At 66.1% G+C, this 26,279-nt stretch carries 29 protein-coding genes and 3 tRNA genes; 19 read left to right on the top strand and 13 right to left on the bottom strand.

Features of this window, described 5'->3' with window-relative positions; all coding sequences use genetic code 11:
* Nucleotides 1-8: 8 nt before the first annotated feature.
* From AC6JAM_RS06225 to AC6JAM_RS06215, 3 genes are all read right to left on the bottom strand, one after another.
* Nucleotides 9-437, bottom strand: a complete 429-nt coding sequence (locus tag AC6JAM_RS06225) for a metallopeptidase family protein (RefSeq protein WP_497934283.1) — start codon at nt 435-437, stop codon at nt 9-11.
* A gap of 9 nt (nt 438-446) precedes the next feature.
* Nucleotides 447-1,421 carry a DMT family transporter gene (locus tag AC6JAM_RS06220; protein ID WP_497934282.1) on the bottom strand — a complete coding sequence of 325 codons (975 nt, stop codon included), beginning with the start codon at nt 1,419-1,421 and terminating at the stop codon, nt 447-449.
* Between the two features lie 89 nt (nt 1,422-1,510).
* The gene (locus AC6JAM_RS06215; protein ID WP_018771707.1) at nt 1,511-2,527 is read right to left on the bottom strand and encodes a PHP domain-containing protein; all 1,017 of its coding nucleotides are present in this window, start codon (nt 2,525-2,527) and stop codon (nt 1,511-1,513) included.
* A 164-nt stretch (nt 2,528-2,691) separates the two neighbouring features.
* Here AC6JAM_RS06215 and AC6JAM_RS06210 point away from each other — a divergent pair.
* The 9 genes from AC6JAM_RS06210 (at nt 2,692) to AC6JAM_RS06170 (ending at nt 7,798) form a co-directional block, all read left to right on the top strand.
* Nucleotides 2,692-2,764: transfer RNA gene (locus tag AC6JAM_RS06210), tRNA-Glu, on the top strand.
* A 91-nt stretch (nt 2,765-2,855) separates the two neighbouring features.
* Nucleotides 2,856-2,929 (top strand) — tRNA-Asp (locus tag AC6JAM_RS06205).
* A gap of 48 nt (nt 2,930-2,977) precedes the next feature.
* Nucleotides 2,978-3,053: transfer RNA gene (locus AC6JAM_RS06200), tRNA-Phe, on the top strand.
* A 693-nt stretch (nt 3,054-3,746) separates the two neighbouring features.
* On the top strand, nt 3,747-5,342 hold the full coding sequence (locus AC6JAM_RS06195; RefSeq protein ID WP_497934281.1) for a glycoside hydrolase family 68 protein: 1,596 nt from the start codon (nt 3,747-3,749) through the stop codon (nt 5,340-5,342).
* A gap of 198 nt (nt 5,343-5,540) precedes the next feature.
* Nucleotides 5,541-5,990, top strand: coding sequence for an Asp23/Gls24 family envelope stress response protein (locus AC6JAM_RS06190; RefSeq protein WP_026266136.1), 450 nt, complete (start codon nt 5,541-5,543; stop codon nt 5,988-5,990).
* A complete protein-coding gene (locus AC6JAM_RS06185) occupies nt 5,987-6,178 on the top strand; it encodes a membrane protein (protein ID WP_018771704.1) in 192 nt (63 codons plus the stop codon). The genes AC6JAM_RS06190 and AC6JAM_RS06185 overlap by 4 nt, the downstream gene beginning before the upstream one ends.
* Entirely contained in the window at nt 6,175-6,555 is a 381-nt protein-coding gene (locus AC6JAM_RS06180; RefSeq protein ID WP_018771703.1) for a hypothetical protein, read from the top strand. Before AC6JAM_RS06185 ends, AC6JAM_RS06180 begins: the two co-directional genes overlap by 4 nt.
* On the top strand, nt 6,552-7,190 hold the full coding sequence (locus AC6JAM_RS06175; protein WP_224084256.1) for an Asp23/Gls24 family envelope stress response protein: 639 nt from the start codon (nt 6,552-6,554) through the stop codon (nt 7,188-7,190). Before AC6JAM_RS06180 ends, AC6JAM_RS06175 begins: the two co-directional genes overlap by 4 nt.
* A complete protein-coding gene (locus AC6JAM_RS06170; protein ID WP_134165193.1) occupies nt 7,187-7,798 on the top strand; it encodes a hypothetical protein in 612 nt (203 codons plus the stop codon). Before AC6JAM_RS06175 ends, AC6JAM_RS06170 begins: the two co-directional genes overlap by 4 nt.
* Nucleotides 7,799-7,882: 84 nt before the next feature.
* On the opposite strand, the gene AC6JAM_RS06165 is transcribed toward AC6JAM_RS06170, so the two are convergent.
* Nucleotides 7,883-9,685: a glycoside hydrolase family 13 protein gene (locus AC6JAM_RS06165; protein WP_488315142.1), complete on the bottom strand. Its 1,803-nt coding sequence runs from the start codon at nt 9,683-9,685 to the stop codon at nt 7,883-7,885.
* A gap of 140 nt (nt 9,686-9,825) precedes the next feature.
* Here AC6JAM_RS06165 and AC6JAM_RS06160 point away from each other — a divergent pair, with 140 nt between their 5' ends.
* The 5 genes from AC6JAM_RS06160 to AC6JAM_RS06140 all read left to right on the top strand — a co-directional run bounded on the left by AC6JAM_RS06160 (nt 9,826) and on the right by AC6JAM_RS06140 (nt 14,482).
* Nucleotides 9,826-11,118: an ABC transporter substrate-binding protein gene (locus AC6JAM_RS06160; RefSeq protein ID WP_018771699.1), complete on the top strand. Its 1,293-nt coding sequence runs from the start codon at nt 9,826-9,828 to the stop codon at nt 11,116-11,118.
* 7 nt (nt 11,119-11,125) lie between these two features.
* Nucleotides 11,126-12,163 carry a carbohydrate ABC transporter permease gene (locus AC6JAM_RS06155; protein WP_026266134.1) on the top strand — a complete coding sequence of 346 codons (1,038 nt, stop codon included), beginning with the start codon at nt 11,126-11,128 and terminating at the stop codon, nt 12,161-12,163.
* Nucleotides 12,160-13,059 (top strand): carbohydrate ABC transporter permease, encoded by a 900-nt coding sequence (locus AC6JAM_RS06150; RefSeq protein ID WP_018771697.1) that lies wholly within the window; start codon nt 12,160-12,162, stop codon nt 13,057-13,059. Before AC6JAM_RS06155 ends, AC6JAM_RS06150 begins: the two co-directional genes overlap by 4 nt.
* Nucleotides 13,056-13,304 carry a hypothetical protein gene (locus AC6JAM_RS06145; protein ID WP_497934280.1) on the top strand — a complete coding sequence of 83 codons (249 nt, stop codon included), beginning with the start codon at nt 13,056-13,058 and terminating at the stop codon, nt 13,302-13,304. Before AC6JAM_RS06150 ends, AC6JAM_RS06145 begins: the two co-directional genes overlap by 4 nt.
* Before the next feature lie 125 nt (nt 13,305-13,429).
* Entirely contained in the window at nt 13,430-14,482 is a 1,053-nt protein-coding gene (locus AC6JAM_RS06140; RefSeq protein ID WP_018771695.1) for a LacI family DNA-binding transcriptional regulator, read from the top strand.
* A 4-nt stretch (nt 14,483-14,486) separates the two neighbouring features.
* Here the strand turns inward: AC6JAM_RS06140 and AC6JAM_RS06135 are convergent, their stop codons facing one another.
* Together AC6JAM_RS06135 and AC6JAM_RS06130 are read right to left on the bottom strand one after the other, a co-directional pair.
* Entirely contained in the window at nt 14,487-15,377 is an 891-nt protein-coding gene (locus AC6JAM_RS06135; RefSeq protein WP_018771694.1) for a DUF8083 family protein, read from the bottom strand.
* 34 nt (nt 15,378-15,411) lie between these two features.
* A complete protein-coding gene (locus tag AC6JAM_RS06130) occupies nt 15,412-16,218 on the bottom strand; it encodes an exodeoxyribonuclease III (protein ID WP_026266132.1) in 807 nt (268 codons plus the stop codon).
* A 161-nt stretch (nt 16,219-16,379) separates the two neighbouring features.
* On the opposite strand from AC6JAM_RS06130, the gene AC6JAM_RS06125 reads away from it, so the two are divergent.
* The 4 genes from AC6JAM_RS06125 to AC6JAM_RS06110 are packed head-to-tail and all read left to right on the top strand — an operon-like array spanning nt 16,380 to nt 20,033.
* Complete coding sequence (locus tag AC6JAM_RS06125; protein ID WP_497934279.1) at nt 16,380-17,540, top strand: enoyl-CoA hydratase/isomerase family protein; 1,161 nt, start codon at nt 16,380-16,382, stop codon at nt 17,538-17,540.
* Nucleotides 17,533-18,549, top strand: coding sequence for a 3-hydroxyisobutyrate dehydrogenase (mmsB, locus tag AC6JAM_RS06120; protein ID WP_497934278.1), 1,017 nt, complete (start codon nt 17,533-17,535; stop codon nt 18,547-18,549). Before AC6JAM_RS06125 ends, mmsB begins: the two co-directional genes overlap by 8 nt.
* The gene (locus AC6JAM_RS06115; protein ID WP_018771690.1) at nt 18,546-19,322 is read left to right on the top strand and encodes an enoyl-CoA hydratase; all 777 of its coding nucleotides are present in this window, start codon (nt 18,546-18,548) and stop codon (nt 19,320-19,322) included. The genes mmsB and AC6JAM_RS06115 overlap by 4 nt, the downstream gene beginning before the upstream one ends.
* 27 nt (nt 19,323-19,349) lie before the next feature.
* Nucleotides 19,350-20,033 (top strand): DedA family protein, encoded by a 684-nt coding sequence (locus tag AC6JAM_RS06110; protein WP_018771689.1) that lies wholly within the window; start codon nt 19,350-19,352, stop codon nt 20,031-20,033.
* A gap of 19 nt (nt 20,034-20,052) precedes the next feature.
* Here the strand turns inward: AC6JAM_RS06110 and AC6JAM_RS06105 are convergent, their stop codons facing one another.
* From AC6JAM_RS06105 to AC6JAM_RS06085, 5 genes are all read right to left on the bottom strand, one after another.
* Nucleotides 20,053-20,835, bottom strand: coding sequence for a MerR family transcriptional regulator (locus AC6JAM_RS06105; protein ID WP_497934277.1), 783 nt, complete (start codon nt 20,833-20,835; stop codon nt 20,053-20,055).
* Nucleotides 20,836-20,890: 55 nt separating this feature from the next.
* Nucleotides 20,891-21,220 (bottom strand): hypothetical protein, encoded by a 330-nt coding sequence (locus AC6JAM_RS06100; RefSeq protein ID WP_018771687.1) that lies wholly within the window; start codon nt 21,218-21,220, stop codon nt 20,891-20,893.
* 149 nt (nt 21,221-21,369) lie between these two features.
* Complete coding sequence (locus AC6JAM_RS06095) at nt 21,370-21,573, bottom strand: cold-shock protein (RefSeq protein ID WP_009357211.1); 204 nt, start codon at nt 21,571-21,573, stop codon at nt 21,370-21,372.
* A gap of 132 nt (nt 21,574-21,705) precedes the next feature.
* A complete protein-coding gene (locus tag AC6JAM_RS06090; protein WP_056392244.1) occupies nt 21,706-22,332 on the bottom strand; it encodes a response regulator in 627 nt (208 codons plus the stop codon).
* Nucleotides 22,329-23,558 (bottom strand): sensor histidine kinase, encoded by a 1,230-nt coding sequence (locus AC6JAM_RS06085; protein WP_186447832.1) that lies wholly within the window; start codon nt 23,556-23,558, stop codon nt 22,329-22,331. The genes AC6JAM_RS06090 and AC6JAM_RS06085 overlap by 4 nt, the downstream gene beginning before the upstream one ends.
* A gap of 197 nt (nt 23,559-23,755) precedes the next feature.
* Here AC6JAM_RS06085 and AC6JAM_RS06080 point away from each other — a divergent pair, with 197 nt between their 5' ends.
* Complete coding sequence (locus tag AC6JAM_RS06080; RefSeq protein WP_056392243.1) at nt 23,756-24,334, top strand: GlcG/HbpS family heme-binding protein; 579 nt, start codon at nt 23,756-23,758, stop codon at nt 24,332-24,334.
* A 54-nt stretch (nt 24,335-24,388) separates the two neighbouring features.
* Here AC6JAM_RS06080 and AC6JAM_RS06075 read toward each other — a convergent pair whose 3' ends face one another.
* Nucleotides 24,389-25,582, bottom strand: coding sequence for an acetyl-CoA acetyltransferase (locus AC6JAM_RS06075; protein WP_497934276.1), 1,194 nt, complete (start codon nt 25,580-25,582; stop codon nt 24,389-24,391).
* Complete coding sequence (locus tag AC6JAM_RS06070) at nt 25,579-26,268, bottom strand: CoA transferase subunit B (RefSeq protein ID WP_134165185.1); 690 nt, start codon at nt 26,266-26,268, stop codon at nt 25,579-25,581. The genes AC6JAM_RS06075 and AC6JAM_RS06070 overlap by 4 nt, the downstream gene beginning before the upstream one ends.
* Nucleotides 26,269-26,279 lie beyond the last annotated feature (11 nt).

The raw sequence follows: 26,279 nt of genomic DNA, 5'->3' as shown, positions 1-26,279 counted from the left end.
TTACAAGGCTAGCCCCAGCCCAGCTCATGCAGCCGGTCATCGGAAATCCCGAAGTGGTGGGCGATCTCATGCACCACCGTTACGGCCACCTCGTGGATCACATCGTCCCTGGAACCGCAGATCTCCAGGATGGGTTCGCGGAAGATGGTGATCCGGTCCGGCAGCGAACCGGCGTCCCACCAGGAATCGCGTTCCGTCAGCGGAACCCCTTCGTACAGTCCCAGCAGCACGGTGTCCGGATCTTCCCCCGGCCCCGGCACGTAGTCGTCGTCGATGAAGACGGCCACGTTGTCCATGGCCCGGGCCAGCCTGTCCGGAATGCTGTCCAGGGCATCCTGGACGGCTGCCTCGAACTCGTCAGGGGACATGCTGAATTCCGGCGGTTCGTGCGGGCCGTCGGGAATGATGGGCAGTCCCGGCGGAAGGCTGGCTGGCATACCCCGACTTTAGCGCCGAAGCGGCCGCGGGGCGCCGTGGACCCGGCTCCGCCGCCGGGTGAGCCCCACCCCCACCAGGCATACCAGCCCACCCACCAGTCCCAACGCCGAGGGGATTTCACCAAGCAGCAGCCAGGAGATGAAGACCGTGGTGCCGGGGACCAGGTATGTGGTGGCGGCCAGCTTCCCGGCGTCCACCAGTGACAACGCGTACGCCCAGGTGGTGAAGGCGATGGCGGTGGGGAACACCCCCAGATACACCAGCCCCAGCGTGGCCTGCGGCGGAGCCGCCTGCACCTCGGACACCAACTGCCCGGCGAACGGCAGGCAGCACACTGCCCCCACCACAATGCCAAACCAGGTTGCCTGCGCCGCCGGGAACTTCCGCACCACCGGCTTCTGGATGATGACGCTGACTGCGGCGAGCACCGCGGCAAGGAGGCAAAGCGCCACTCCGGCCAGTTCCGCCGTCGAACTTTCCCCCGTCCGTGGCTGTCCGGAGCCGAGGGCGATCATTGCTACGCCGGCGAAAGCCACGGTGCTGCCGATGAGCAGCCAGCGCGGGAAGCCTTCCTTGAGGAAGATGCCGGCCATGATGGCCACCAGGATGGGGTTGACGTTGATCAGCAGGGCGCTGGTGCCGGCATCAAGGATGTGCTCGGCGGCGTTCAGCGCCACGTTATAGCCACCAAACCACATCACGCCATAGGCGAGGATGGGCAGCCATTCCCGTCCCCGCGGCAGCATCCGGCTCCTGAGCAGTTGCGGCACCACCAGGAAAGCCAGCACGACGGCGGCAATCGCCAGCCTGCCCAGGGTCAGCGGGCCGGGGGAGAAGTGGGGGCCGATGGCCCGGATGCCCACGAACGCTGAGGCCCACAGGACCACCGTGACCACCATGGCCGCCACGCCGAGGGCCTTCACGGGCTTTCCTGCTGCAGTGGCGGACGTCAGGGGTTCATGGGCGGGGCTGGTTGGCGGCATGGGACAAATCTACGGCCGGATCGGACGCCGGGCTGGCGGAAATCGGCCATGTCGGCAGCGGTGGTAACCGTGCCTGCGCCTTCCAGGGCCTACTTCGAACCGGCCCAGGCCAGCAGTTTGTCCGCCGGCCAGGTGGTGATGATCCGCTCGGCAGGCACGTTGTTGCGGGCGGCCCGCTCGGCACCGTACTGCAGGAAATCCAGCTGCCCTGGTGCGTGCGCGTCGCTGTCGATCGAGAACAGGCAGCCGGCGTCCAGCGCCAGCTGGATCAGCGCATCGGGCGGGTCCTGCCGTTCCGGTCGGGAATTGATCTCGACGGCCACGTTATGCTCCGCGCAAGCGGCGAACACTTCCGCGGCGTCGAATTCCGACGGCGGCCGGGTTCCGCGGGTGCCCTCCACCAGCCGCCCGGTGCAGTGGCCCAGGACGTTGGTGTGCGGGTCCTGGATGCCGCCGAGCATCCGGGCGGTCATGGTCTTCCTGTCCGCGCGCAGCTTCGAATGAACGCTCGCCACCACAATGTCCAGGCGGTCCAGCAGCCCAGGCTCCTGGTCCAGCTGGCCGGACTCCAGGATGTCCACTTCGATCCCGGTCAGCAGCCGGGTGTTCCCGCCGTTGCTGTTGATCGCTGCCACCACGTCCAGCTGGTCCAGCAGGCGCCCGGCCGACAGCCCGTTGGCGATGGTGAGGTTGGGGGAGTGGTCGGTCAATGCCAGGTACTCCCGGCCCAGCACCTCCGCTGCCGCCACCATCAGCTCAATGGGGGAGCCGCCGTCGGACCATTCGCTGTGGCTGTGCAGGTCGCCCCTCAATGCCCCACGGATTTCCGTCCCACCGGAGGCCAGCGGCTGGGCGCCCTTCTCCCGGAGGTCGGCCAGGTAGTCGGGGACCTCGCCGTCCACAGCCTGCCGGATCACCGCGTAGGTCCGGTCGCCGATGCCCTTCATGGACTTGAGCCGGCCGGTCCGGGCCCGGGTGGCTACTTCCTCAGGGCCAAGGGGGCTGATGGCCGCCGCCGCTTTGCGGAAGGCCTGGACCTTGAAGGTGGCGGCGCGTCCGCGCTCCAGCCAGAAAGCAATCTCATTGAGCGCTGCGACGGCATCCATCCGTCCATCTTGACCCGTGCGGCGGCCCAACGGCGCGGTTTTTCGCCGATTTTGGATAATTCCTGCGGAGGCCCTATAGTTTTAGAGTCCAGTTCGGAGAAACGCAAAGGACAAAGACGGAAAGCCTCGCTTGACGCCTTTTATTTTGTTCCGAACGGGTTCTGGCCCCCATCGTCTAGCGGCCTAGGACACCGCCCTTTCACGGCGGCGGCACGGGTTCGAATCCCGTTGGGGGTACGCAAGGAACTGGTCAAACAGGCTAAAAAAGTCTGGTAGGCTGGAAGCCTTGAAAAAAGCGGTAGAGATACTGCGAAAGCAAGAAACGCAAGGCCCTGTAGCGCAGTTGGTTAGCGCGCCGCCCTGTCACGGCGGAGGTCGCGGGTTCAAGTCCCGTCAGGGTCGCTCTGATTGTTGGAAGAAATTCCGGCTGTCATGGTGACTAGTCACCTAGGCTCTGTAGCTCAGTTGGTAGAGCGTTCGACTGAAAATCGAAAGGTCACCGGATCGACGCCGGTCGGAGCCACCACTGGGAAGCATCAGTTCTTCGGAACTGGTGCTTTTCTTCATTTAACCGCCATTGGCCAGCCGCTCTTCAAGTGCGTTCCGTGCCCTTGTCCAGGTGGATGGCCCCGGAGCAACTGTCCGGCGCCCGCCTCACCTCCGGCGCACCAACCGCGGCATTGGCACGCAAAATCGAAACCGACACCCTTGGTCGCCTGCGCAGCCCACATTTGCGTATCGATACGGAATATGGGCGGCGCCGGCGAATGTGCGCGTCATGCTCAGGTGGGCCGGCCTTTAGGGATCGTGCGTGCCCGGCGCCACCAGGACGAGCGGACTGCGGCGGCGTGGCCTGCGCAACAAATCGCTTGTCTTGCCAGGAAAAAATCGCGCCGCCCTGCAACATTTGATTATTGCCAAACCGATGTGGCACGCGCGCGCGTTGGCTTGCGTAAGCGCTTGCACCCTACTCGGCGGTAGCCGTTTTTGGGCTGTGAAACAGGGTTTGAACTGCATCCGGCGCCCGTTCTAGCGTGGAGCGCGGCGGAGGGAAAGCATGCTTTCCATCGGCCGCAGGGCCCCACCCAGGTCCTGATCCCCCCAGCACAACGGCGTCCCCGGCGACGCCTGAGGTGTTACCGGGCCGCGGTTGTTTTCGGGGTCATGGGCACATGCCCGTCTTCCACGAACAGTTACAACTCCGCGAGAAGAGCAAGAAATGCACAAGCACCCCCAACACCGGCTGCTGCGGTGGCGCCCTGCCGCCGCAGCACTGGCCGCAGCCGTTGCTGCCTCGGCCTTCCTGGCCGTCCCCTCTGCCCAAGCCAACGAGCCGTCGGACCCGCCGACGGTCGGGCAGCTGCCGGCCCCCACTCCCGGTTTCGCCCTCCCCACCGAGCACACGCAGGAGGCCTTCGACCCGGCGTCGGACTTCACCTCCAAGTGGACCCGCGCAGACGCCAAGCAGATCATGGCGCAGAGCGATCCCACGGTGGCTCCCGGCCAGAACTCCATGAGTCCCGCCGTCACCATGCCGGAGATCCCCCAGGATTTCCCCGCCATGAATGACGACGTCTGGGTCTGGGACACCTGGTCCCTGACGGATGAAAACGCCAACCAGATCAGCTACAAGGGCTGGGACGTCATCTTCTCCCTTGTTGCCGACCGCCACGCCGGCTACGGCTTCGACCAGCGCCACTGGAACGCCCGGATCGGCTACTTCTTCCGCAAAACCAACGCCGACCCCGCCAAGGACAAGTGGAACTACGGTGGCCATCTCTTCCTGGACAACACCTCCATCGGCAACACCGAATGGTCCGGCTCCACCCGCCTCATGCAGGGCGACCACGTCAACGTCTTCTACACCGCCACCACCTTCCACGACGTGGCCGAGCGGAACGCAGGTGGCGGCGGGATCGCTCCTGACGCTGCCATCGCCAAGGCCCTGGGCAACATCCACGCTGACAAGAACGGCGTCAGCTTCGACGGCTTCGAGCACACCAAGCTGCTGGAACCGGACGGAAAGATGTACCAGACCAAGGCGCAGAACCCGGGCTTCGCGTTCCGGGACCCGTACACGTTCGCCGACCCCGCCCACCCGGGCAAGACCTTCATGGTCTTCGAAGGCAACACCGCCGGCACCCGCGGCGATTACCAGTGCAAGGGTGAGGACCTCGGCTACCAGCCGGGCGACCCCCAGGCAGAAAGCGTTGGCGACGTCCAGAACAGCGGCGCAAACTACCAGACCGCCAATGTGGGCCTGGCTGTAGCCGACAACAAGGACCTCACCAAGTGGTCCTTCCTGCCGCCGATCCTTTCGGCCAACTGCGTCAACGACCAGACGGAACGTCCGCAGATCTTCATCCAGAATGAAAACGGCAAGAACAAGTACTACCTGTACACGATCAGCCACCAGTTCACCTACGCGGCCGGCATGCGCGGCCCCGACGGCGTCTACGGCTTTGTTGGTGACGGCGTGCGCTCGGACTACCAGCCGGTGAACAACAGCGGCCTGGCCCTCGGTTCACCCACCGACCTCAACCTGCCGGCCAACAACCCAAGCGGTACCATCTCCGGGCAGCAGAACGGTCGCCAGTTCCAGGCATACTCGCACTACGTGCAGCCTGGCGGACTCGTGCAGTCGTTCATCGACAACGTCAACGGCGTGCGTGGCGGATCGCTGTCACCCACTGTCAAGATCAACTTCAGGAACGGCGTGACCCAGGTGGACCGCAGCTTCGGCCAGAACGGCCTCGGCCCGTTCGGCTACCTGCCCACCAACGTCAGGGTTGGCGGCGAAGGCCTCTACAAGTAGGACAGCCTGCACAGCTGAATAGACCGCGGCTTCTGCCGCACCGCCGCTGACACAGGCGGCACCGCTCAGGCGGGAATGTCCTTGGGGGCGTTCCCGCCTGGGTCCTTTAAGTCCAGGCCGGTCGGCGGGCCGCAGAGTTTCCAGCGCATGTGCCGCACCCTGGGGATAGGGTGGAAACAACAGAAGGGGGAGTGCCTGATGGAATACCAGAACCCACAACCCGTGGTGCCAAACCGTCCTTCCGGAAGCCCGGCTCCGGGGCCGGGCCGGACGATAATTTCCGAGACTGCCGTGGCAAAGGTGGCGGGAATCGCCGCGCGGGCGGTTCCCGGGGTCTACTCCCTGGGTTCGGGCCCGTCCCGTGCCTTGGGCGCGATCCGCGACGCCGTCGGAAGTTCTGACCACGCTGCGGGCGTCCACGCGGAAGTGGGCGAAACGCAGGTAGCTGTTGATATCACCCTGGTGGCAAGCTACGGCACACCGCTGCATGCATTGGCCAATAATGTCCGCGCCGCCGTGTACCGCGCAGTTGAGGAACTGGTGGGGCTGCAGGTCATCGAGGTGAACGTCGAGATCGCGGATGTCTACGTTCCGCCGCCGGTCAAAACAACCGCGCCGTCTGCTCCCGAACGGGAGGCGCTGCTGTGAGCCTCACGATTGCAGGCACCGCCATTGGCGCCTTCGTGGCGTTTATGTCCCTGCAGTTCGGACTGTGGGGTTTCCTCGTCTCCCTGCTCTTCATGGCAATCGGAGCGCTCCTGGGCCGTGCCGCCGAAGGGAAGCTGGACCTGCGCGGGGTGTTCGATGCCATCACCGGCCGGCGCTCGTCCTCATGAGCTCGCCCGCGCCCGTTGTGCGTGGGCAGGCGCTCAGCGGCCATAACCGGATCAGCACCCAGGCCTTGACCAGCCTCGCCAAGGCTGCTGCGGCCCAGGCGTTGGGCGTCGACGCCCAGGACGTGCGGGCGGACTGGACGGACGACGACGGCCTGCTGGCTTTGTCCCTCGTCACCCCTATCGGCGTCCCGCCGTTGCAGTCCGTGGTGGCCAACCCTGCACGGGTGGACGCACTCGGCGGGTCCATCTGGGACCGCGCCGTCAGGGCCAAGGAAAGCATCCTGGCAACGGTCTCGGAATTGAGCGGTTCCCGGCTGAGCCGCGTGGACATCCGGATCAGCGGGGCAAGGATCAGTACAGAAGGGCGGGTACGGTGAGCAGCAGTGTGGAAAGCCGCCCGGTGAACAGCGGACCGCGCAGAAGCAACGGACCGGACATGCGCAGGGTGGTGTACCGCGAGACCCATTCCCCGCGGGCGGTGGTGTCGGTTGTTGCCGCCGCCCTTGTGCTTGTGCTGGCCGCTTACGGCGTCCTCGAATCGGGAGTGCACGCCGTGGGCCAGCCCGCGTGGCTGATTGAGCCCCAGGTGGCGGCGCAGCGCATCGTGGATCTTCCCGCCGGAACCTCGCCGCTGCTGCTTGCCGCGATCGGCGGCGTGCTCGCCATGGTGGGGCTGATCTTCCTCCTCAGCGGCATCCTCCCGGGAAAGCGCGCCCGCCATCTGCTGGCCGGCGGACGGGAGGAAGGGCTTCCGGCGGTGGTGGTGGACGACGAAGTCATCGCTTCCTCCCTCGCCCGCCGGGCACGGCTGGCCGCCAACGTCACGCCTGAACAGGTCATGGTGATTGTCTCCCAGCGGCAGGTTCTGGTGAACGTGCGGCCCACCTCCGGTGTACCTGTGGACCAGGACAGGGTGCTTGAAGCCGTCCGCGACGAGCTGGACCAGATGCTGCTGGAACCGGCGCCTGTTCCCCGCGTCAATGTCACTCCTTCGGGGGTGATCGGAGCGTGAACAGCACACCGGCGCTGCTCAACCGCATCCTGCTCACCCTGCTGGGCCTGATCCTCCTGGGGGCGGGCGTCCTGCTGTTGCTGCTGGCGACCGTTCCTCCGGTTGCCTCCTGGTGGCACTCCTGGTCCGCCGGGGTGTGGAGCGGCATCAACCGGCTCTTTGACGCCACCCGGTTCCCCGGCCGGCCGGAAAGCTGGCTGTGGATTGTGGTGGCACTGGCGCTGCTGGCATTGATGGGCCTCATGGTTGCCTGGATTGCCCAGCAAGGAAAGGGCCGGTCAAACCTTCTGGCCGCCGAATACGATCCCGGCGACACGCCCGGCGACGTCCGGATCGGCGGCGGGGTGGCGGAACAAGCGCTGCGGCACGCCCTCGAGGGACGGCCGGACCTGGCCGGTGCCACCGTCACCACCTACGACGTCAAGGGCTCTCCCGCGTTGAAGGTGCGTCTCCTGCCGCGCCAGGGCGTGGCACCGCACCTGCTGGCAGTGGAGGTCGCCGGGCTGCTTGACGCGATGGAAGCTGTGGTGGGCAAGGAAATTCCTGTCCTTATCCACATCGGGGCGGGCGCGCGGACCCGCTTCAGCCGGGCCGAGCGGGTCCGCTGAACCCATTGCCAACCGTAGGCTGCCGCGCCCGCGGTGCCGCTGCGCCAGTTGCGCAGCGGCACCTGCCCGCTTCATCCTTTGCAGCTATATCCGTTGCAGGTACACGGTGCAGTCCACAGGAACCTCTGTCATCCCGGTCCAGTCGTCGGCCGGTTCGGGACCGCTGGAGAGCACTACGGCATAGCCTTCGGGCACGGGGGCCGAGGCGAAGCCCATGTTGGACAGGACCACCACCTCCCCGTTCCGGAACGCCAACAGTCCACTGTCCGGTGCGTGTTCGTCCGTCCACTCCACGCTGCCGCTGCCCAGGTGCCGGGCTGACCTGAATGCAAGGGCGGCACGGTAAAGCTCCAGCGTTGAGCCCTCCTCGCCGTCCTGCTGATCGGCGGCCAGGGGGCCGAAGCTTTCCGGCTGGGGGAGCCAGGGCTCGGGAGCTTCCCCTGACAGTGCTCCGGAGAAACCGAAGCCGGGTTGATCCCCTGCCCACGGCAGCGGGACGCGGCAGCCGTCCCGGCCGATCTCGGCACCGTCGGTCCGGAAGAAGGTAGGGTCCTGCCTGGCCGAGTCGGGAAGGGTGGTGTGCTCCGGGAGGCCCAGCTCCTCGCCCTGGTAGAGGTATGCCGAGCCCGGAAGCGCCAGCGCGACCAGTGAGGCGGCCCGGGCCCGGGCAAGTCCCAGGGCTGCGTCGGGCTGTTCGTCCGCGGCGCCGATGCCCTTGGGGAAAGTAGTGGGATCTTTGAGCCCAAACCGGGTGCTGTGCCGCACGGTGTCGTGGTTGCTGAGGACCCACGTGCACGGAGCACCCACGGATGCTGCCGCTGCCAGGGATGCGTCGATGGCGTCGGCCATGCGTTCGGCGTCCCAGCCGGCCAACAGGAAATCGAAGTTGAAGGCCTGCTGCATCTCATCGGGCCGGACATACCGTGCCAGGCGCTCGGCAGGTTCCACCCAGGCCTCGGCCACCATCATCCGGTCACCGCCGTATTCGGCCAGGACCCGGTTCCAGTCCCGGTAGATGGCATGGACCCCGTCCTGGTCGAAGAACGGCGACGGCGGGTACATCGGGGAGACGGCCCGGTGCGGTTCCTCGGCATCGGTGTGGGCATGCGGGGCGTCGCCCGGCAGGTGGCTTTCCAGGCGCGGAGCGGAGGTTCCTTCCACCATCGCCGCCACCCCATCCCAGTCCGGAAGACCCGCTTCCTTTACCAGGCCGTGGGCAACATCCACCCGGAAGCCGTCCGCGCCGCGGTCCAGCCAGAAACGCAGCACCGAACGCATTTCCTCCTGCACTTCCGGGTTCTCCCAGTTCAGGTCCGGCTGCTTGGTGTCGAAGAGGTGCAGGTACCACTGTCCGGGTGACCCGTCGGCTTCGGCCACGCGGCTCCAGGCCGGGCCGCCGAAGACGGACTTCCAGTTGTTGGGCGCCCGTCCGCCATCCCCGGACCCCGGCACCTCATCCTTGCCGTCCCGGAAGATGTACCGGTCCCTTTCCGGGCTTCCCGGCTCCGCCGCCAGCGCTTCCCGAAACCACGCATGCTCATCGGAGGTGTGGTTGGGAACCAGGTCCACGATCACCTTCAGTCCGCGGCGGTGAGCTTCCTGCAACATGGCGTCGAAGTCGGCCAGCGACCCGAAAAGCGCGTCCACTTGCCGGTAGTCCGCTACGTCATAACCGCCGTCGGCCTGCGGCGACTTGTAGAACGGGGACAGCCAGATGGCATCCACTCCCAGCCCTTCAAGATAGGGGAGCCGGTCCAGGACACCGCGAAGGTCGCCCATCCCGTCGCCGTTGCCGTCGGCAAACGACCGGGGATAGATCTGGTAGACAACGGCGTCTGTCCACCAGGAGGGCATTTGGCGGGGCGCCGGAACGGTTGGGTCGGGCATTTGGTTCCCCTCTGATAACTTTTTGATGTAAACGCTTGCATTCCCGACAGTCACCTTACTAGTGTGATGGTCACCACATCAACCTCACCTAGCAAGCGCACTGTCGACTTACTTGTCACTCAGCGAGGAGCTTCAAGCTAATGAAAACCCCGAGATTCCTGCTTCCGGCGGCCACTGCCGGCATCCTGGCCCTTACGTTGTCCGCCTGCGGCGGCGGAGGTGGAGGGGGTACCACGGGCGGCGGTGGAGGCAGTGACGCTGACGCCAACCTCGATGCCCGCGGCCCGATCACCTTCGTCCAGGGCAAGGACAACAACAATGTGATCCGTCCCCTCATCGATAAGTGGAATGCGGCCCACAAGGATGAGCAGGTCACCTTCAAGGAACAGACCGACCAGGCAGACCAGCAGCACGACGACCTCGTCCAGCACTTCCAGGCCAAGCAGTCCGACTACGACGTCACCGACGTGGACGTCGTCTGGACGGCAGAGTTTGCCGCCAAGGGCTGGCTGCAGCCGCTGAAGGACAAGATGGCGGTTGACACGAGTGCCATGCTTCCGGCCACCGTGAACAGTGCCACGTACAAGGGCACGCTTTACGCTGCACCGCGCACTTCCGACGGCGGCATCCTCTTCTACCGCAAGGACCTGGTACCCAATCCGCCCAAGACCTGGGACGAGATGATGGGCATGTGCTCCATCGCCAAGCAGAACAACATCGGCTGCTACGCGGGACAGTTCAGCAAGTATGAAGGCCTCACGGTCAACGCGGCCGAAGCCATCAACTCCGCCGGCGGCTCAGTCCTGGACAAGGACGGCAAGCCCAGCCTGAACACCGCTGAAGCCAAGGCCGGCCTGGGGAACCTCGCCAAGGCCTACGCGGACGGCAACATCCCCAAGGAAGCAATCACCTATAAGGAAGAGGACAGCCGCCAGGCGTTCCAGAGCGGCAAGCTCCTGTTCCTGCGCAACTGGCCCTACGTTTACAGCCTCATGAGCACTGAAGGCTCGTCGGCTGTGAAGGACAAGTTCGGCATGGCTGCCCTTCCGGGCAAGAGCGGCCCCGGTGCATCATCACTGGGTGGCCACAACACCGCAATCAGCGTGTACTCCAAGCACAAGGCCACTGCACTGGACTTCGTGAAGTTCCTGACCTCGGCCGAGAGCGAGAAGTTCTACGCTACGCAGGGCTCGCTGGCTCCGGTCCTTGGATCGCTGTACACCGACCAGGAACTTGTAGCCAAGCTGCCCTACCTGCCGGTCCTGAAGACGTCCATCGAGAACGCCGTGCCGCGTCCCGTGACGCCGTTCTACCCGGCCGTGACAAAGGCAATCCAAGACAACGCATACTCCGCAATTAAGGGAGAAAAGCCCGTGGAAACCGCACTTTCTGACATGCAGAAGTCCATCGAATCCGCCGGTGCGGGATCGTAGTTCTGCCATGGCAACCGAACTAGGCCCGACGCCGGTCAAAGCACCGGCGTCGGGCGGTACCCCCGTCCATCACGCGCCCAAGGGTGTGGGGGAGGACAACAGGATCGCCAGCCAAGGACGCTGGGCATCCTGGCTGCTCGCTCCCACCATCATTGCCTTGGGCATTGTCATTGTTTACCCCATCATCAGCGCCATCGTCATGTCCTTCCAGAAGGACGCCGGCCTTGACCCAGCCACCGGCCTGTTCACCGCGGGTGGCCCGGCAGGCATCCAGAACTATGTGAACTGGCTCGCGCAGCAGTGTTCGGCGCCGACAGGCGGAACAGTCGCCTGCCCGCCTGGCACCCTGGGCGGCCAGTTCTGGTCCGCCACCGCCACAACATTCTTCTTCACCGTCGTCACGGTCGCGTTCGAAACGGTGCTTGGTTTCTGGATGGCCATGATCATGGCCCGCGAATTCCGCGGCCGCAGCCTGGTCCGCGCAGCTGTCCTGGTGCCGTGGGCCATCCCCACCGCCGTGACGGCCAAGCTCTGGTTCTTCATCTTCGCCTTCGAGGGCATCGCCAACAAGCTGTTCAACACCACCATCCTGTGGACGGGCAGCGAGTGGCCGGCCAAGTGGGCTGTGGTCATCGCTGACGTCTGGAAGACCACGCCGTTCATGGCTTTGCTGATCCTGGCAGGCCTGCAGATGATCCCGGCTGAAGTGTATGAGGCCGCCAAGGTGGATGGAACCACTGCATGGCAGCGGTTCCGGCTGATCACCCTGCCGCTGGTTAAGCCGGCGCTCATGGTGGCGATCCTGTTCCGTACCCTGGATGCACTGCGCATGTTTGACCTGCCCTACATCCTCACCGGCGGCGCCAACAACACCACCACCTTGTCCATCCTGGTCATTAACCAGATCAGGCAAGGCTTCAACTCGGCGGCCGCACTGTCCACCATCACCTTCATCATCATCTTCCTTGTGGCCTTCATCTTTGTCCGCTTCCTCGGGGCAAACGTCGTTGAACAGAGCGGCGCCACAGGAAAGGGGAAGAAATGACCACGGCAACGGCAGACGCCTCGGCGCTGCGGGCAAGGCAGGACAAGGGCCGCAAGGCTGCGCAAAACCGGGAAAAGTGGGCGCAGGGCAGGACCTACATCAGCGCGGCCATCGTGCTGCTCTGGTGCCTGGCGCCGGCCTACTGGATGGTGGTGACCGCCTTCCGCGAGGTCGGGTTCACCTACGACACGTCGATCCTTCCCACGCACGTGACCCTGGACAACTTCAGGACCGCCTTTGATACGTCATTCGGCAACAGGTTCGGCCAGGCGCTGCTCAACAGTGTGTTCATTGGTGGCGTGGTGACGCTCGTGTCCCTGCTGATCGGCGTGTTCGCCGCCTACGCGCTGGCCCGGTTGAACTTCCGGGGCAAGTTCCTGGTGCTCGGCTTCATCCTGGGAGCTTCCATGTTCCCCGGTGTTGCCCTGATCACCCCGCTCTTCCAGCTGTTCACCAACATTGGCTGGATGGGCACGTACCAGGCGCTGATCATCCCGAACATCTCCTTCGTGCTCCCGCTGACGGTCTACACCATGACCTCGTTCTTCCGGGAAATGCCCTGGGAGTTGGAAGAATCGGCGCGCGTTGACGGCTGTACCCAGGGACAGGCCTTCCGCAAGGTCATCATGCCCCTGGCAGCGCCGGCAATCTTCACCACGGCGATCCTGGCCTTCATTTCCTCGTGGAATGAGTTCCTGATCGCCAGCCAGCTGTCCAGCGACGCAACCCAGCCGGTGACGGTGGCCATTGCCAACTTCGCCGGTGCACAGCCCAACCAGATCCCGTACACGGCCATCATGGCCGCGGGCACCATCGTCACCATCCCGCTGGTGATCCTGGTGTTGGTGTTCCAGCGCAAGATCGTCGCCGGCCTTACGGCTGGTGCGGTCAAGTGACGCCCAACGGTTCCCGCCCCCGCACTCCGGGGGCGGGAAACCGCAGCCGTATGGTCCGCTCGGGCGAAGACTTCGACATCATTATCGGCTTCCTCGCATTTTGGGCCCTTGTCCTCCTGGTGGTAACCGTGTGGATGGAAGTCACAGCCCAACCGGCCCTCGGCTGGGCCCTGGGCCTGCTGGCAGCACTGCTGGCGCTGTATGGAATGGTTCGCCTGCGCCGAAAGCTGCCGGCCCGCAGGTAAGGGAGCCCATGCGTCGGTTCCCCGCCATAGTTATCAATGCCTCGCCGTGGAATGGGAAAATACAGGGCGGGCGTAACGCAGGGCCTTTCGGCCCCACGCCGAAGAGGAGTTAAAGAGGGGACACGGTGGCACGGACAACGGAAAGGTCCCAGCGGGGCGGCCATAACGGCGTCAGCATCGAGGACGTGGCGGCAGCCGCCGGAGTCTCAACAGCAACTGTCTCCCGGGCTGTACGCGGCCTGCCCCGGGTCTCGCCGGCCACCCGGGAAAAAATCCTGGAGGTGGCCGGAAACCTGGGCTACGTTGCATCGTCCTCCGCCTCCGGCCTGGCCACGGGCCGGACCAAGACCATCGGTGTCCTGGCCCCGTTCGTCAGCCGCTGGTTCTTCTCCAAAGCAATTGAGGGCGCCGACCGCGAGCTGCATGCCCGGCACTACAACCTCTCCCTGTTCAACCTCGGCGGCCACGGCAGCAACCGTGAGCGGCTCTTCAGCAAGACCATGGTCTACAAGCAGATCGACGCCCTGCTGGTTCTATGTATGGCGCTCAGCCACGAAGAGATCGAGCACCTGCAGAAGATCGACATTCCGCTGGTAGTGGTGGGAGGCCACGTGGAGGAATGCCCCTACATCGGCATCGACGACTACGCCGCCGCCTCAACAGCGGTCCGGCACCTGATCGACCTGGGCCACCGGGATATTGCCCTGCTGCATGGCGACGACGAAACCGACCTGAACTTCGACGTCCCCCGGGTGCGCATCCTGGCGTTCAAGGACGTGATGGCCGCGGCCGGCCTGCCCACCCGGCCGGAATGGGACGAATGGGGGGACTTCACGGTCCGCAGCGGACAGGAAGCCTTCCGCCGCCTGTGGTCCCGTCCCGGACAGAAGCCCACGGCAATTTTCTGCGCCTCGGACGAGATGGCCATGGGAGTCATCTTCGAGGCCAACCGCCTGGGCGTCAACGTCCCCGGCGAACTGTCGGTGGTGGGCATCGACAACCATGATTTCGCCGATGCCATGGGTCTGACCACGGTTGGGCAGCGTCCCGACGAGCAGGCCGAGCTGGCCACCAAGATGCTCCTGGACGAACTGGACGGCGAGATCGGATCCGTCCACTCAGCCGTCGCGCCCCATGAACTCATCATCCGGCGCACCACAGCGCCCCCCAGGAACTGACGCGTCAGGACGCGCGGGCCAGCTGCCGGATGGGGATCCAGCGGGACGCGAGCCTGCGGTAGGCGGCCGCAGCCCCGGTCATGTCACCCTCCGCCAGGCACTCGATGCCCAGCCTGATATCCATGGGGGATTCGTCCGGGTAGACCTTGTCTGCCACGGCGCCGTAGTCCAGTTCCACCATGGAGTTGACGTGGAACAGTTCAAGCCACTCCGTCAGCTGCGCCAGGTCGTCAAGCATGTCCAGGTCCGGGGCGGCGAGGGCCAGGTTGGCCACCGCGTAGCGGGCCCGTTCCAGGGCATCGGTGATGGGCGCCCAGACCCGAACGGTGAGGATGCGCCCAGCGGCCTCCACCACATCCTTGCGGTCCGACTCCATGAACAGCGAGAACCAGCTGAACGGGATTCCCCAGGTTGACGCCCGCGTATGTACCCGGATGGATCCGTCCCGGGCCTTCACCTGGTCGATCCGTTCCTGGTGCCGGTCACGCTGCTCCTCCGGGATCAGCAGCTCGGCCAGGGGGCCATGGATTCCCTCCATCAAGGCGTTGGCCGCCAGTCCGGCGCGCAGGACAAGCTGGCTGGGGCAGTACAGGAGGACGGGCTCGGCGTCGGCGTCAGCACCGTCGTCGGGCGCTCCACCCTCCGGGGCCGGCACGGTGGTGACGCGCACCAGGTCCGTGCGCCCCGTGGGGAAGGGGTCCCCGCCGGAGCGGGTGATGCGGCCCAGCGAGGCCAGCAGTTCAGCGTTTTCGACGGCGGCACGCGGGACCGCCCGGGCCCCCGCGGCCTTGATGGCCGGACGCTGGTCCTCCGGAAAGGCTTCCAGGGGTTCGTAGACGCGCAGGGTTGAGGAAAATGGCAGGCCGGCCTGGCCCCGATAGAGGTTTCCCGTCATTACGGTCTCCTTGAATGGGTCCAGGATGCAGTCATCAGTCCGCCAGTTCCACCAGCACGGGAGCGTGGTCCGAAGCGCCCTTGCCCTTGCGTTCCTCGCGGTCGATCGAGGCCCCGGTGACGCGCGCGGCCAAGGCGGGGGAGGCCAGGATGAAGTCGATCCGCATGCCCTCCTTCTTGGGGAACCGCAGCTGGGTGTAGTCCCAGTAGGTGTAGACGCCGGGGCCCGGCGTGTAGGGGCGCACCACATCGGCGTAGCCGGCAGCTTCGAACGCGTGGAACGCCTCCCGTTCTGGCGGGCTGACGTGCGTTGCGCGGTTCCGGATGAACAGGTCGATGTCCCAGACGTCGTCATCGAAGGGCGCGATGTTCCAGTCACCCATCAGGGCCACCTGTGCCTGGGGGTTGTCCGTGACCAGGGCCTGGGCGTGCGTCTTGAGGCTTTCCAGCCACTTGAGCTTGTACGGCATGTGCTCGTCGTCCAGCGAACGGCCGTTGGGGACGTAGAGGCTCCAGACCCGGATGCCGCCGCAGGTGGCAGCCATGGCGCGGGCTTCCTGCACGGGATCTTTGCCCGCCTTGCCGAACGAGGGCTGGTCCAGGAACGTCCGCTCCACGTCTTCAAGCCCCACCCGGGAGGCGATGGCTACGCCGTTCCACTGGTTCACCCCGAAGTGGGCCACCTCGTAGCCCATCCGTTCAAAGAGCTCCCAGGGGAAATTATCGTCCTTGCACTTGGTCTCCTGGATGGCCAGGACGTCGCAGTCGCTGCGCTGGAGCCAGGCTTCAACACGGTCGGCGCGGGCACGGAGCGAATTCACATTCCAGGTAGCTATCTTCACGGTTCCTAACTTACCTTGGCAGCCGCAGGGCGGGTAAAGCCTTGGCCGTCCCCGCGGCCGCGATCCGCCGTGGTTGGTTCCGGGCGTGAAGGGGCGGGTATATTCGCAACAGAATGACCTGGATCACTCATCCGGCCACCATGCGAAGGAGCACCCAGCCGATGACCGCAGCCAAGGACAGCACAACGGACAACGCGGCAGGGGACGGAAGCGCGGACGTACTCTTTGAACGCCGAGGCCGGCTGGGCGTGATCACCCTCAACCGGCCCCGGGCCGTCAACGCACTTACCGCGGGAATGGTGGAGCTGCTCCTGCGGCAGCTCACCGCATGGGCAGGGGACGACGGCGTGGCCACCGTCCTGGTCCAGGGCGCCGGGGAGCGGGGCCTGTGCGCGGGCGGGGACATCGTGGCCATATACCGGGACATGCTGCACGGCGGGAACAGGACGGCCCACTTCTGGCAGACCGAGTACCGCCTGAACTCGCTGATTGCCCGGTACCCCAAGCCGTACGTCGCCCTCATGGACGGCCTGGTCCTGGGCGGCGGGGTGGGCATCTCCGCGCACGGGGACGTCCGGGTGGTCACCGAGCGGACCAGGATGGGGATGCCGGAGACCACCATTGGCTTCGCGCCCGACGTCGGCGGGACCTTCCTGCTTTCACACGCACCAGGCGAGGCGGGAACCCACGCGGCGCTTACGGGAGCACACCTGGCAGCCGGGGATGCCGTGTTCCTGGGCCTTGCCGACCACTACGTTCCGTCGAACGCCCTGCCGCGCCTCGTGGCTGCGCTGGAGAAGGAAAGCCCGGAAGACGCCGTCGCCCGTTATGCCGGGCAGCCCCCTGCCTCCATGCTGGCCGGGCAGCGGGAATGGATCGACTCCTGCTACGCCCCGGACGATGCTGGAGAGATTGTCCGGCGCCTCCGGGCGTGGACCGGGCCCGGACGCGACGATGCCGCGGAAGCCGCCGCCACGATCGAAGCCAAGTCACCCACCTCGGTCACGGTCACCTTGGCGTCGCTGCGCCGCGCGGCCGGCCTGACCCTGGATGAGGCCCTGGCCCAGGAGTACCGGGCCGGGATCCGCTTCCTGGCCGCACCGGACTTCCGCGAAGGAGTCCGCGCCCAGGTAGTGGACAAGGACAGGAACCCGCAGTGGAAACCTGCCACGTTGGCCGAGGTGCTTCCCCCCCAGGTGGAGGGGTTCTTCCAGCCCCTGGACGGCGGGGAACTGGACCTCCATGTCCCGTCTGAGCTGCACCCCCGGCTTGAACCGCACTCCAACCCCGACCTGCAGATGAAGGAGACGGACCATGACTGACAAGAGCAGTGTGGCCTTCCTGGGCCTTGGACACATGGGGCGTCCCATGGCCCTGAACCTGGTCCGCGCCGGTTACCGGGTTGCTGGTTTCGACGTGGTCCCTGAAGCCCTGCAGTCGGCCCGTGCACAGGGTATTCCGGTGGCAGGGAGCGCCGTGGAGGCGCTGGCCGGTGCCGACGTTGTCCTCACCATGTTCCCCAGCGGCCGCCACGTCCTGGACGCCTACGTGGGCGGTGCAGACGGACCCGGGCTGCTGGCAGCGGCGCCGGCGGGGACGATGTTCCTGGACTGCTCCACCATCAACGTCGACGAGGCCAGGGACGCCGCCCGCCTGGCCATCGCAGCAGGCCACCGCTCCGTTGACGCCCCCGTTTCCGGCGGCGTGGTGGGGGCCGAAGCAGGCACCCTGACCTTCATGGCCGGCGGCGACGGGGCTGACTTTGAGGCGGTGCGGCCGCTCCTGGAGGTCATGGGCAAGCGGGTGGTGCACTGCGGCGGACACGGAGCCGGCCAGGCGGCCAAGATCTGCAACAACCTCATCCTGGGCGTCTCGATGATTGCGGTCAGCGAGGCCTTCGTGCTCGGCGAAAAGCTGGGCCTGACCCACCAGGCCTTGTTCGACGTCGCTTCCGCCGCGTCCGGCCAGTGCTGGGCGCTGACCACCAATTGTCCGGTGCCCGGACCGGTTCCCACCAGCCCCGCCAACAGGGACTACCAGCCGGGCTTTGCCGCAGCGCTCATGGCCAAGGACCTCAACCTCGCCGTCAACGCCCTGGACAGCACAGGGGTGGCGGGACAGATGGGAGCGCTCGCCGCCCGGATCTACGATAGGTTTGCCGCGGAAGGCGGCGCGGGCCGCGACTTCTCGGCCATCATCACGGACATCCGCGACGCCTCCGGGCAGCATGCAGCGAGGCAGCAAGAGCCGGTGGCGGGGGAGAGCACCGGCACGGAAATGCCGGGCCGGCGAGGGACCACAACAGCACACGACGACGGGAGCCCCGAATGACGGAGTACGCCAACATCCTGGTGGAGCAGCAGGGCAGGGTAGGGCTGGTAACCCTCAACAGGCCGTCGGCGTTGAACGCGCTGAACAAGGCCACCATGGAGGAGTTGGTGGCCGCCGTTACCGCCATGGATTCCGATCCCGGTTTGGGTGCCGTGGTGATCACCGGCTCGGGCAAAGCGTTCGCGGCCGGAGCCGACATCAAGGAAATGGCGGACCAGGGCTACATGGACATGTATGCCGCCGACTGGTTCCGGGGCTGGGAGGACTTTGCCCGGCTGCGGATTCCCACCATCGCTGCGGTGTCCGGGTTTGCCCTGGGCGGCGGCTGCGAACTGGCCATGATGTGCGACCTCATCATTGCCGGGGACAACGCCAGATTCGGCCAACCGGAAATCAACCTCGCCGTACTCCCCGGCATGGGCGGCTCGCAGCGGCTCACCCGGGCCGTGGGCAAGGCGAAGGCCATGGACATGATCCTCACCGGCAGGTTCATCGAGGCGGAGGAAGCCGACCGGTGCGGGCTGGTGTCCCGTGTGGTTCCGGCGGCGGACGTCGTGTCCGAGGCACTCAAGGTGGCAGGGGTGATTGCCGCCAAGTCCAAGCCCGCGGCGATGGCTGCCAAGGAAGCTGTCAATGCCGCCTTTGAAACCGGGCTGGCCCAGGGGGTGTTGTTCGAACGGCGGCTCTTCCACTCCCTGTTCGCCACGGAGGACCAAAAGGAAGGCATGGCGGCGTTCGCCGAGAAGCGCCAGCCGGAATTCAAGCACCGGTAACCCGGGCGCAGGGGACGGGACGGGCGTATGTGGACAATCTTGACCGGTGCAGCCAGCCCCACTGAGGGACTCACCGGAATCGTCGGGTTTGCGGCGAGGGCCATCGACACTTTGGGGGAGTGGGGCGTGGGGGGCTTTACGCTCGCCGAAACCGTGGTGCCTCCCATCCCCAGCGAGGTGATCCTCCCCCTGGCGGGATATCTGGCCAAGCAGGGCTCCCTGAACCTTTTCCTCGTTTTTGCCACCAGCACCCTTGGCGCTTATCTGGGGGCGCTGTTTCTCTACTGGCTCGGCGCCAAGCTGGGGCTGGAGCGGTCCATCCGGTGGTTGTCCAAACTGCCCTTGGTGGACCGCGAAGACTTCGAACACGCGGCAGGATGGTTCCGCCGCCACGGCAGGTCATCCATCTTCTTCGGCCGCCTGTTGCCCGGCGTCCGCAGCCTCATCTCCCTTCCGGCGGGGGCGGCGGCCATGCCCTTTGCCACCTTTACCCTGTTCACCCTGGCCGGCAGCGGGCTGTGGAACGGCGCCCTCATCGGCCTGGGCTACCTGCTGGGCACCCAATACAGGCTGATCGAGGAGTACTCACGCTTCCTGAACTATGCCGTCTACGCCGGATTGGCCATTGCCGTGGTGCTGCTGGTGGTCCGGCGGACCCGGCGCGCCAAGACTGATCGGGCGGGCGCCGGCAGCTCCAAGACCAGCCGCTAGGCTGCCTTCCGCCTCTGCCCTACAGATACTTCTCCGCAAAACTGCGAAGGGCCGCCCGAACGAAGCCCGCCCCCTCCACTCCGCCGTAATTGGCGGCGAAGCGCGGGTCTTCCACGTACATGTCCGCCAGCCCGAGGACGTATCCCTTGACATTCCCGCTGTTTCCGGCGGCCGGAGTCCCGGGGATGGACCTCAGCCAGTCGACGTGCCGCGTTGCCAGTTCCCGGGCCTCGGGACCGTCCGCAGCAACGCCGGAGCGGGCGGCAGCCTTCCAGTCGTTGCCAAGGGTTTCCACCTTGGACATCCACTCCTGCTTTTCGTCCGAAGCCATGCCGCGCCACCACGCGTCGGATTTTGCGTAGGCCTCCTTGCCCCACCGTTCCTCCACCTCATCCTTGTACTGGGTGTGGTCGAAGCCGTCGAACATGTCCTCTGCCATCAGTTGGCCTCCTGCCCTTACTGTTTCAATGGTTCGCCGCACGGATTGCATTTGCCGTGCCAGCCGCTGCTGCTCCTGTCCGAGCCACTCAAGATGACGGGTGAGCGCGGTGACCGGGTCAGCCTGCTGGTGGAAGACCTCCGCGATGGCCGGCAGGCCCAGGCCCAGCTCCCGCAGCAGGAGAATGCGCTGCAGTTGGAGGAGGGCGGCGCCGTCGTAATAGCGGTAACCGTTGCTGCCCACCCTGCTGGGCTTCAGCAGGCCGATGTCATCGTAGTGGCGCAGCGTGCGGCTGGTGGTGCCGGCCATCCTGGCTACGTCCTGGATGGACCAGTCCGTGCCAGTGTCGGGGATGTCTTCCATGCTCCGAGCCTAGGGTTTGACGCTGCGTCAAGGTCAAGGTCAAGGTTTGAAATTGTCACCGCGCCTGCCGGCGGCGCCTGGCCTGGGCCACCAGCCGCGTGAAAGCGAAAACAAACACTGCCTCGATCACCAGCATGAGGCCCGCCAGCAGCCACTGCTGCCGGCTGATGAACACAATGCACCCGGTCAGGGCCAGGATGGTTCCCAGCGCCAGGGCGTAAACGGCAAAGCCGACCGCCACCCGGGCGCTGCGTACCCCGGTGCGGAAGCCGAAACCGTAGGGCTCCCCGCCGGGCTGGCCCGGCACGCGGTCCGGTGCAGCGGGCCCCAGAGCGTCAAACTCCTCCCACGGATCCTTGTCCCTGTCCTGGTCCTGTCCGGTCATGGATCAATTATCCCAAAAGGGGAAACCGGAGGACTGGCCCCGGGAACGCGTGCCCCACAAAACCCCCACATAAAAGCAGCGGCCCCTCCAACCTGAGCTGGAGGGGCCGCTGGATGGGGTCCCGGCAGGTGCCGGTGGCCGCCGAAGACTTAGAGCGGGCGGATGTTCTCTGCCTGCGGGCCCTTGGGGCCTTGGGTCACATCGAATTCGACCTTCTGGTTCTCGTCCAGTGAGCGGTAGCCGCTGGTTGCGATTGCCGAGTAGTGGGCGAAAACGTCAGCGGACCCGTCATCGGGGGCAATGAAGCCAAAACCCTTTTCGGCGTTGAACCATTTAACTGTGCCTGTTGCCATGGCTGCATTCCTTCATGTGACTCTGATTCTCTCCCCGGGGAATCATCCCGGAGTGCGCGGGAGTTAGTCCCCGCAGTCCCAAACGTACGGGGCACAGGGCCCGGGTGCAAGGGTAAGGGCCATAAACCGCGGTTACCGCATGCCCTCACGGCGTATCGCGGTGGCAATAGCGGCCGCCCGCGTATCCACTCCGAGCTTTGCGTAGATGTGCGCCAGGTGGGTTTTGACGGTGGCCTCGGAGATGAAAAGCCGCCGCCCGAGTTCCCGGTTACTGAGGCCTTCAGTGAGCAAACTGAGCAATTCTGCCTCCCGGGGGGTGAGGACTTCTTCGGGGTTGCGCAGCTGCTGGAACAACCGCGAGGCCACCGGCGGGCTCATCACGCTCCTGCCCTGAACCGCGCCGCGGATGGCGGCAAAGATTTCCTCCGGGGCGGCGTCCTTCAACAGGTAGCCCATGGCGCCGGAATCGACTGCGCGGACAATATCGGCATCCGAGTCGTAGGTGGTGAAAACCAGGATTGCCTGCCCGCTGTTGAGATCCCGGATCCGCCTGATGGCCTCGATTCCATCCATGCCAGGGCCCATGGCAAGGTCCATCACCACCACAGCCGGGAGGTGCGCATGCACCAGCTGCAACGCTTCCTCTCCCGAGGATGCCTCCGCCACAACCGCCAGGTCAGGCTGGGTTCCCAGCAACGCGCGCAGCCCGCTCCTGACCACAAGGTGGTCGTCCACCAGCAGGACCGTGATGCTGCTCATGCGCCCTCCAACGGCAATTGCGCCGCCACGATGGTCCCCTCGCCAGGGGCACTTTGGATCGAGAATATGCCACCCAGCTGCTCCACCCGCTGCCGCATGGCCCGCAGGCCGTAACCTCCGGCCGTCGACGGCGGAGCTGCCGCCGCCGGATCAAAACCGGCGCCGTCGTCGTAGATGTCCAGGGTGACGGCGTCCGGCAGGAAGCCCACCGTCAGGGCAGCGACTGAAGCCGCAGCGTGCAGCGCGGTGTTGGAGGCCGCACTCTGCACCACCCGCAGCAGTGCGTGCCGGATGTCCGGTGAGACTTGCCTGGGGGCTCCTGTCACCACAAGGGTGGCTTCCGGCAGGTATTGCCGGGCAGCCAGCAGCAGCGCCTCCGGCAGCGGCGTTGATTCCAGCCCGGGGGAAGCAAGCTCGTGGACCAGGCTCCGGGTTTCCGCCAGGTTGGTGCGGAGCAGGCTGGTGGCCTGGTGGAGATCCTGCTGCGCGGCGCCACTTGGCCAACCACGCCCCGCGGCTTCGAGCAGGAGCAGGCTGCTGGCGAGCCCCTGGGTGACGGTGTCGTGGATTTCCCGGGACACCCGCTCCCGTTCGGCGATGGTGCCGGCACGGCGTTCACTGGCCGCCAGCTGGCCTTGGGCCTGGGTGACCTCCGCATGCAGGCGGCGCTGCTCCTCGGCGTCGTGCTGTATCCGGTCATAGATGAGCGTCAGCATGACGCCTACGGCCACAGGCCCCAACAGCATGGCAAGGTCCGTACCGTTGCCCAGCCGGAACAGGCCGGCCGCGGTTGCCAGGGTGATGCCGCCCGCCAGGACGTAGGACGCAGCACCGCGCAGGGCACTCCTGCACAGGAAGAAGAGGGCGAAGGAACACCAGGCGAAGCTCGGTGCTGCCACCACCAGGACCGCCCAGACAGCCACCAACGCGACCATCCACGGCGCGCTGTGCCGGTCCCGCAGCGAGAGCAGGGCCACGACGGCGTACAGCAGGCAGGCGGCGGCGGCGAGTCCCAGGACCAGGACGTTGTCGGAAGGGGAATGCCGCATGACATAGCGCACCACCGATGCCACCAGGAGCACCGCGAAGCCCAGATGGACGGCGGCCTCAATGCTGCCCAGGCGGCCCTTGGGGGTGGGCGGCACCGGACGGGACGCGCCCCCGGCGCCCCCGGCGGCAACGGCGGCCGCCAGGCCGGTGGCCGGGGTGGAATCTTTGGCAGGCATGCGGGATCCGGATCTCGTGGTGGGAAGCACTGCCTTCCATGCTAGGGCTCCACGCCTGCCGGGTTCCTCAGCCTTTTGGCTGATACGGCTGGCCTTTCGGGCCAGCAAGGGGCAGCCGAAGGCCCGATGCCACGCCAACCGCTGCCGAGAAGGATGGAAACCGGCAACAGCACACCTACCAACCCAAGGAACGCACCATGAAGAAATCCCACAAGGCACTCACAGCCGCCGCAGCCGCAGCAATCCTGGTCACGGCCGGAGCCACGGCAGCCGCCAACGCCGGCACTGGCCGCGTCAGCGGCACTGAAGCGCCCGCCGTCGTGCCCGCCGTTGACGTGCAGCCGGCGCCGGAGACTGTGGTTCAGCAGAACCGTATCTCCGCCACAGCCTCCGCCCAGGCCGTCGTCGCGGCACTCGCCAAGTGCCAGGCGGACAAACTGCCGTTCGTCACGGTGGCGCTCGTTGACCGCTTCGGCACCGTCCAAGCACTGCTGCGGGGAGACAATGCCGCGGCGCACACCATTGAGGCCGCCAAGGAAAAGGCCTACACCGCAGCAGCTTTCGGCACCCCCACCAGCGAGCTGGCCAAGCGCATCAATGGCAATGGCCCCTCGATCGCAGACTTGCCGGGCACCCTGTTCCTGGCAGGCGGAGTCCCGCTGAAGGTTAACGGCGTTTCCGTGGCCGGCATCGGTGTGGGCGGGGCGCCCGATGGTGCCCTTGACGAAGCGTGCGCCACTGCCGGCGCCGAGTCCATCGCAGGCACTGCGAAATAGGCTGCGGTCCGCCGTCGTGAAAGCAGCCCACGACGGCGGCCCGGCCCCGGACAGTTACACGGCCTCCAGGATGCTGACGTAATTGGCGATGCCCACGCCGCCCATGTTCTGCACGGCTGCCCGGCGCGGGGCCGGGAGCTGCATGTCGCCCGCGGTGCCCGTGAGCTGCATGGCCGCCAGGACGTGCTGGGACACGCCGGTGGCACCCACAGGGTGGCCTTTGGACTTGAGGCCTCCTGAGATGTTGATGGGAAGTTTCCCGTCCTTGTAGACCAAGCCTTCCTGGAGCGCCAGGGCGCCCTGGCCGGGTTCGGTCAGGCCCATGGCCTCGTACATGAGCAGCTCAGCGATGGTGAAGCAGTCATGGACTTCGGCCAGGTCCAGGTCCTCAATCCCGACGCCGGCCATCGCCAGGGCACGCTGCCAGGACACCCGCGTGGCTTCGAACGCCGTCGGGTCCCTGCGCGCCGCGGGGAAGAAGTCGTTGGCCTGGCCAAAGCCGGCGAGCCGTACCGGTGCCGTGAGGCCTCCGGTTGGCGAAGTGGACAGCACGACGGCGGCGGCACCGTCGGACACGGGGGAACAGTCGGTCCGGCGCAGGGGATCGGCCACCATGGGGTTCTTGTCCGAGACGGTTTGGCAGAACTCCTCGCCGAGGTCCTTGCGGAGCTGGGCGTACGGGTTGTCCACGCCGTTGCGGTGGTTCTTGGCCGCGATGGTACCCAGGACGTCGCCCAGCTTCCCGTCAGCGTCGTAGCGTTTGGCGTAGTGCCTGGCCACTTCCGCGAAGAGTCCGGTGAACCCGGTGGTGGAGGGCCTGCCGGCCATGTCGTAGTCGGCGCCCAGCAGCCCGGCGCCCACCACATCAGCTCCCGCGTGGGTCATCTTTTCGGCGCCGATCACCAGGACCGTTTTGGCGGTTCCGGCGAGCAGTGCCTTGGTGCCCTGCTGGAAGGCCGCCGAGCCCGAGGCGCACGCGTTCTCCACGCGGGTGGACGGGACGTTGGCCAGGTCCGGTGACACCTGCAGCGCCAGGGAGGATGGAAACGCCAGCGGCATCATGCCGGAGTTGAACTGTCCCACGTAGATTTCATCGATCCGGGCCGGCTCAATCCCTGCGCTGCTGATGGCGTCCGTGGCCACCTGGACGATGAGGGATTCCAGGGTGTCGTCGGTGAGCTTCCCAAACCTGCTGTGACCCCAGCCGGTGATCAGGACATCCTTGCCGAACTGCTTTTTGAGGCTCATGCCGAGGCTCCTTCCAAGGTGGTGGCTGGATCGAGGGAGGGGGCGACCTCAAAGCCGGCTTCGGTCTTCTCCCGGATGTCCTCCACGGTGACCCCCGGTGCCAGCCTGGTCAGCGTGAGCTGCCGCCCGCCGTCGTCCTTTTTGTGAAGGTCGAAGACGGCGAGGTCGCTGATGATCCGGTCCACGCAGCTGAGCCCGGTCAGCGGCAGCGTGCATTCGCGGACGATTTTGGCGGTGCCGTCCTTGGCGTTGTGTTCGGTGAGGACCACCACGCGCGGTGTTCCTGCCACCAGATCCATGGCACCTCCCATGCCTTTGACCATCTTCCCGGGGATGGTCCAGTTGGCCAGGTCGCCGTTGCCGGAGACCTGCATGGCGCCCAGGATGGCCACCTTGACGTGCCCGCCCCGGATCATGCCGAACGAGGTGGCGGAGTCGAAGATGCTGCCGCCCGGCAGGACCGTGACGGTCTGCTTGCCGGCGTTGATGAGGTCGGCGTCCTCCTCGCCCTCGTACGGGAACGGGCCCATGCCCAGCAGCCCGTTCTCGCTCTGCAGCACCACCCGCACGCCCTCGGGCAGGTTGTTCGCCACCAGCGTGGGGATGCCGATCCCCAGGTTTACGTAGTCGCCGTCGTTCAGTTCCTCGGCCGCAATCGCAGCCATTTCATCCCTGGTCCATCCCATGGGTTTTCTCC

The organism is Arthrobacter sp. GmRoot5-12 (assembly GCF_059739365.1).
The sequence above is the reverse complement of the archived record's forward strand: the minus strand, read 5'-3'. Positions and strand labels throughout refer to the sequence as shown.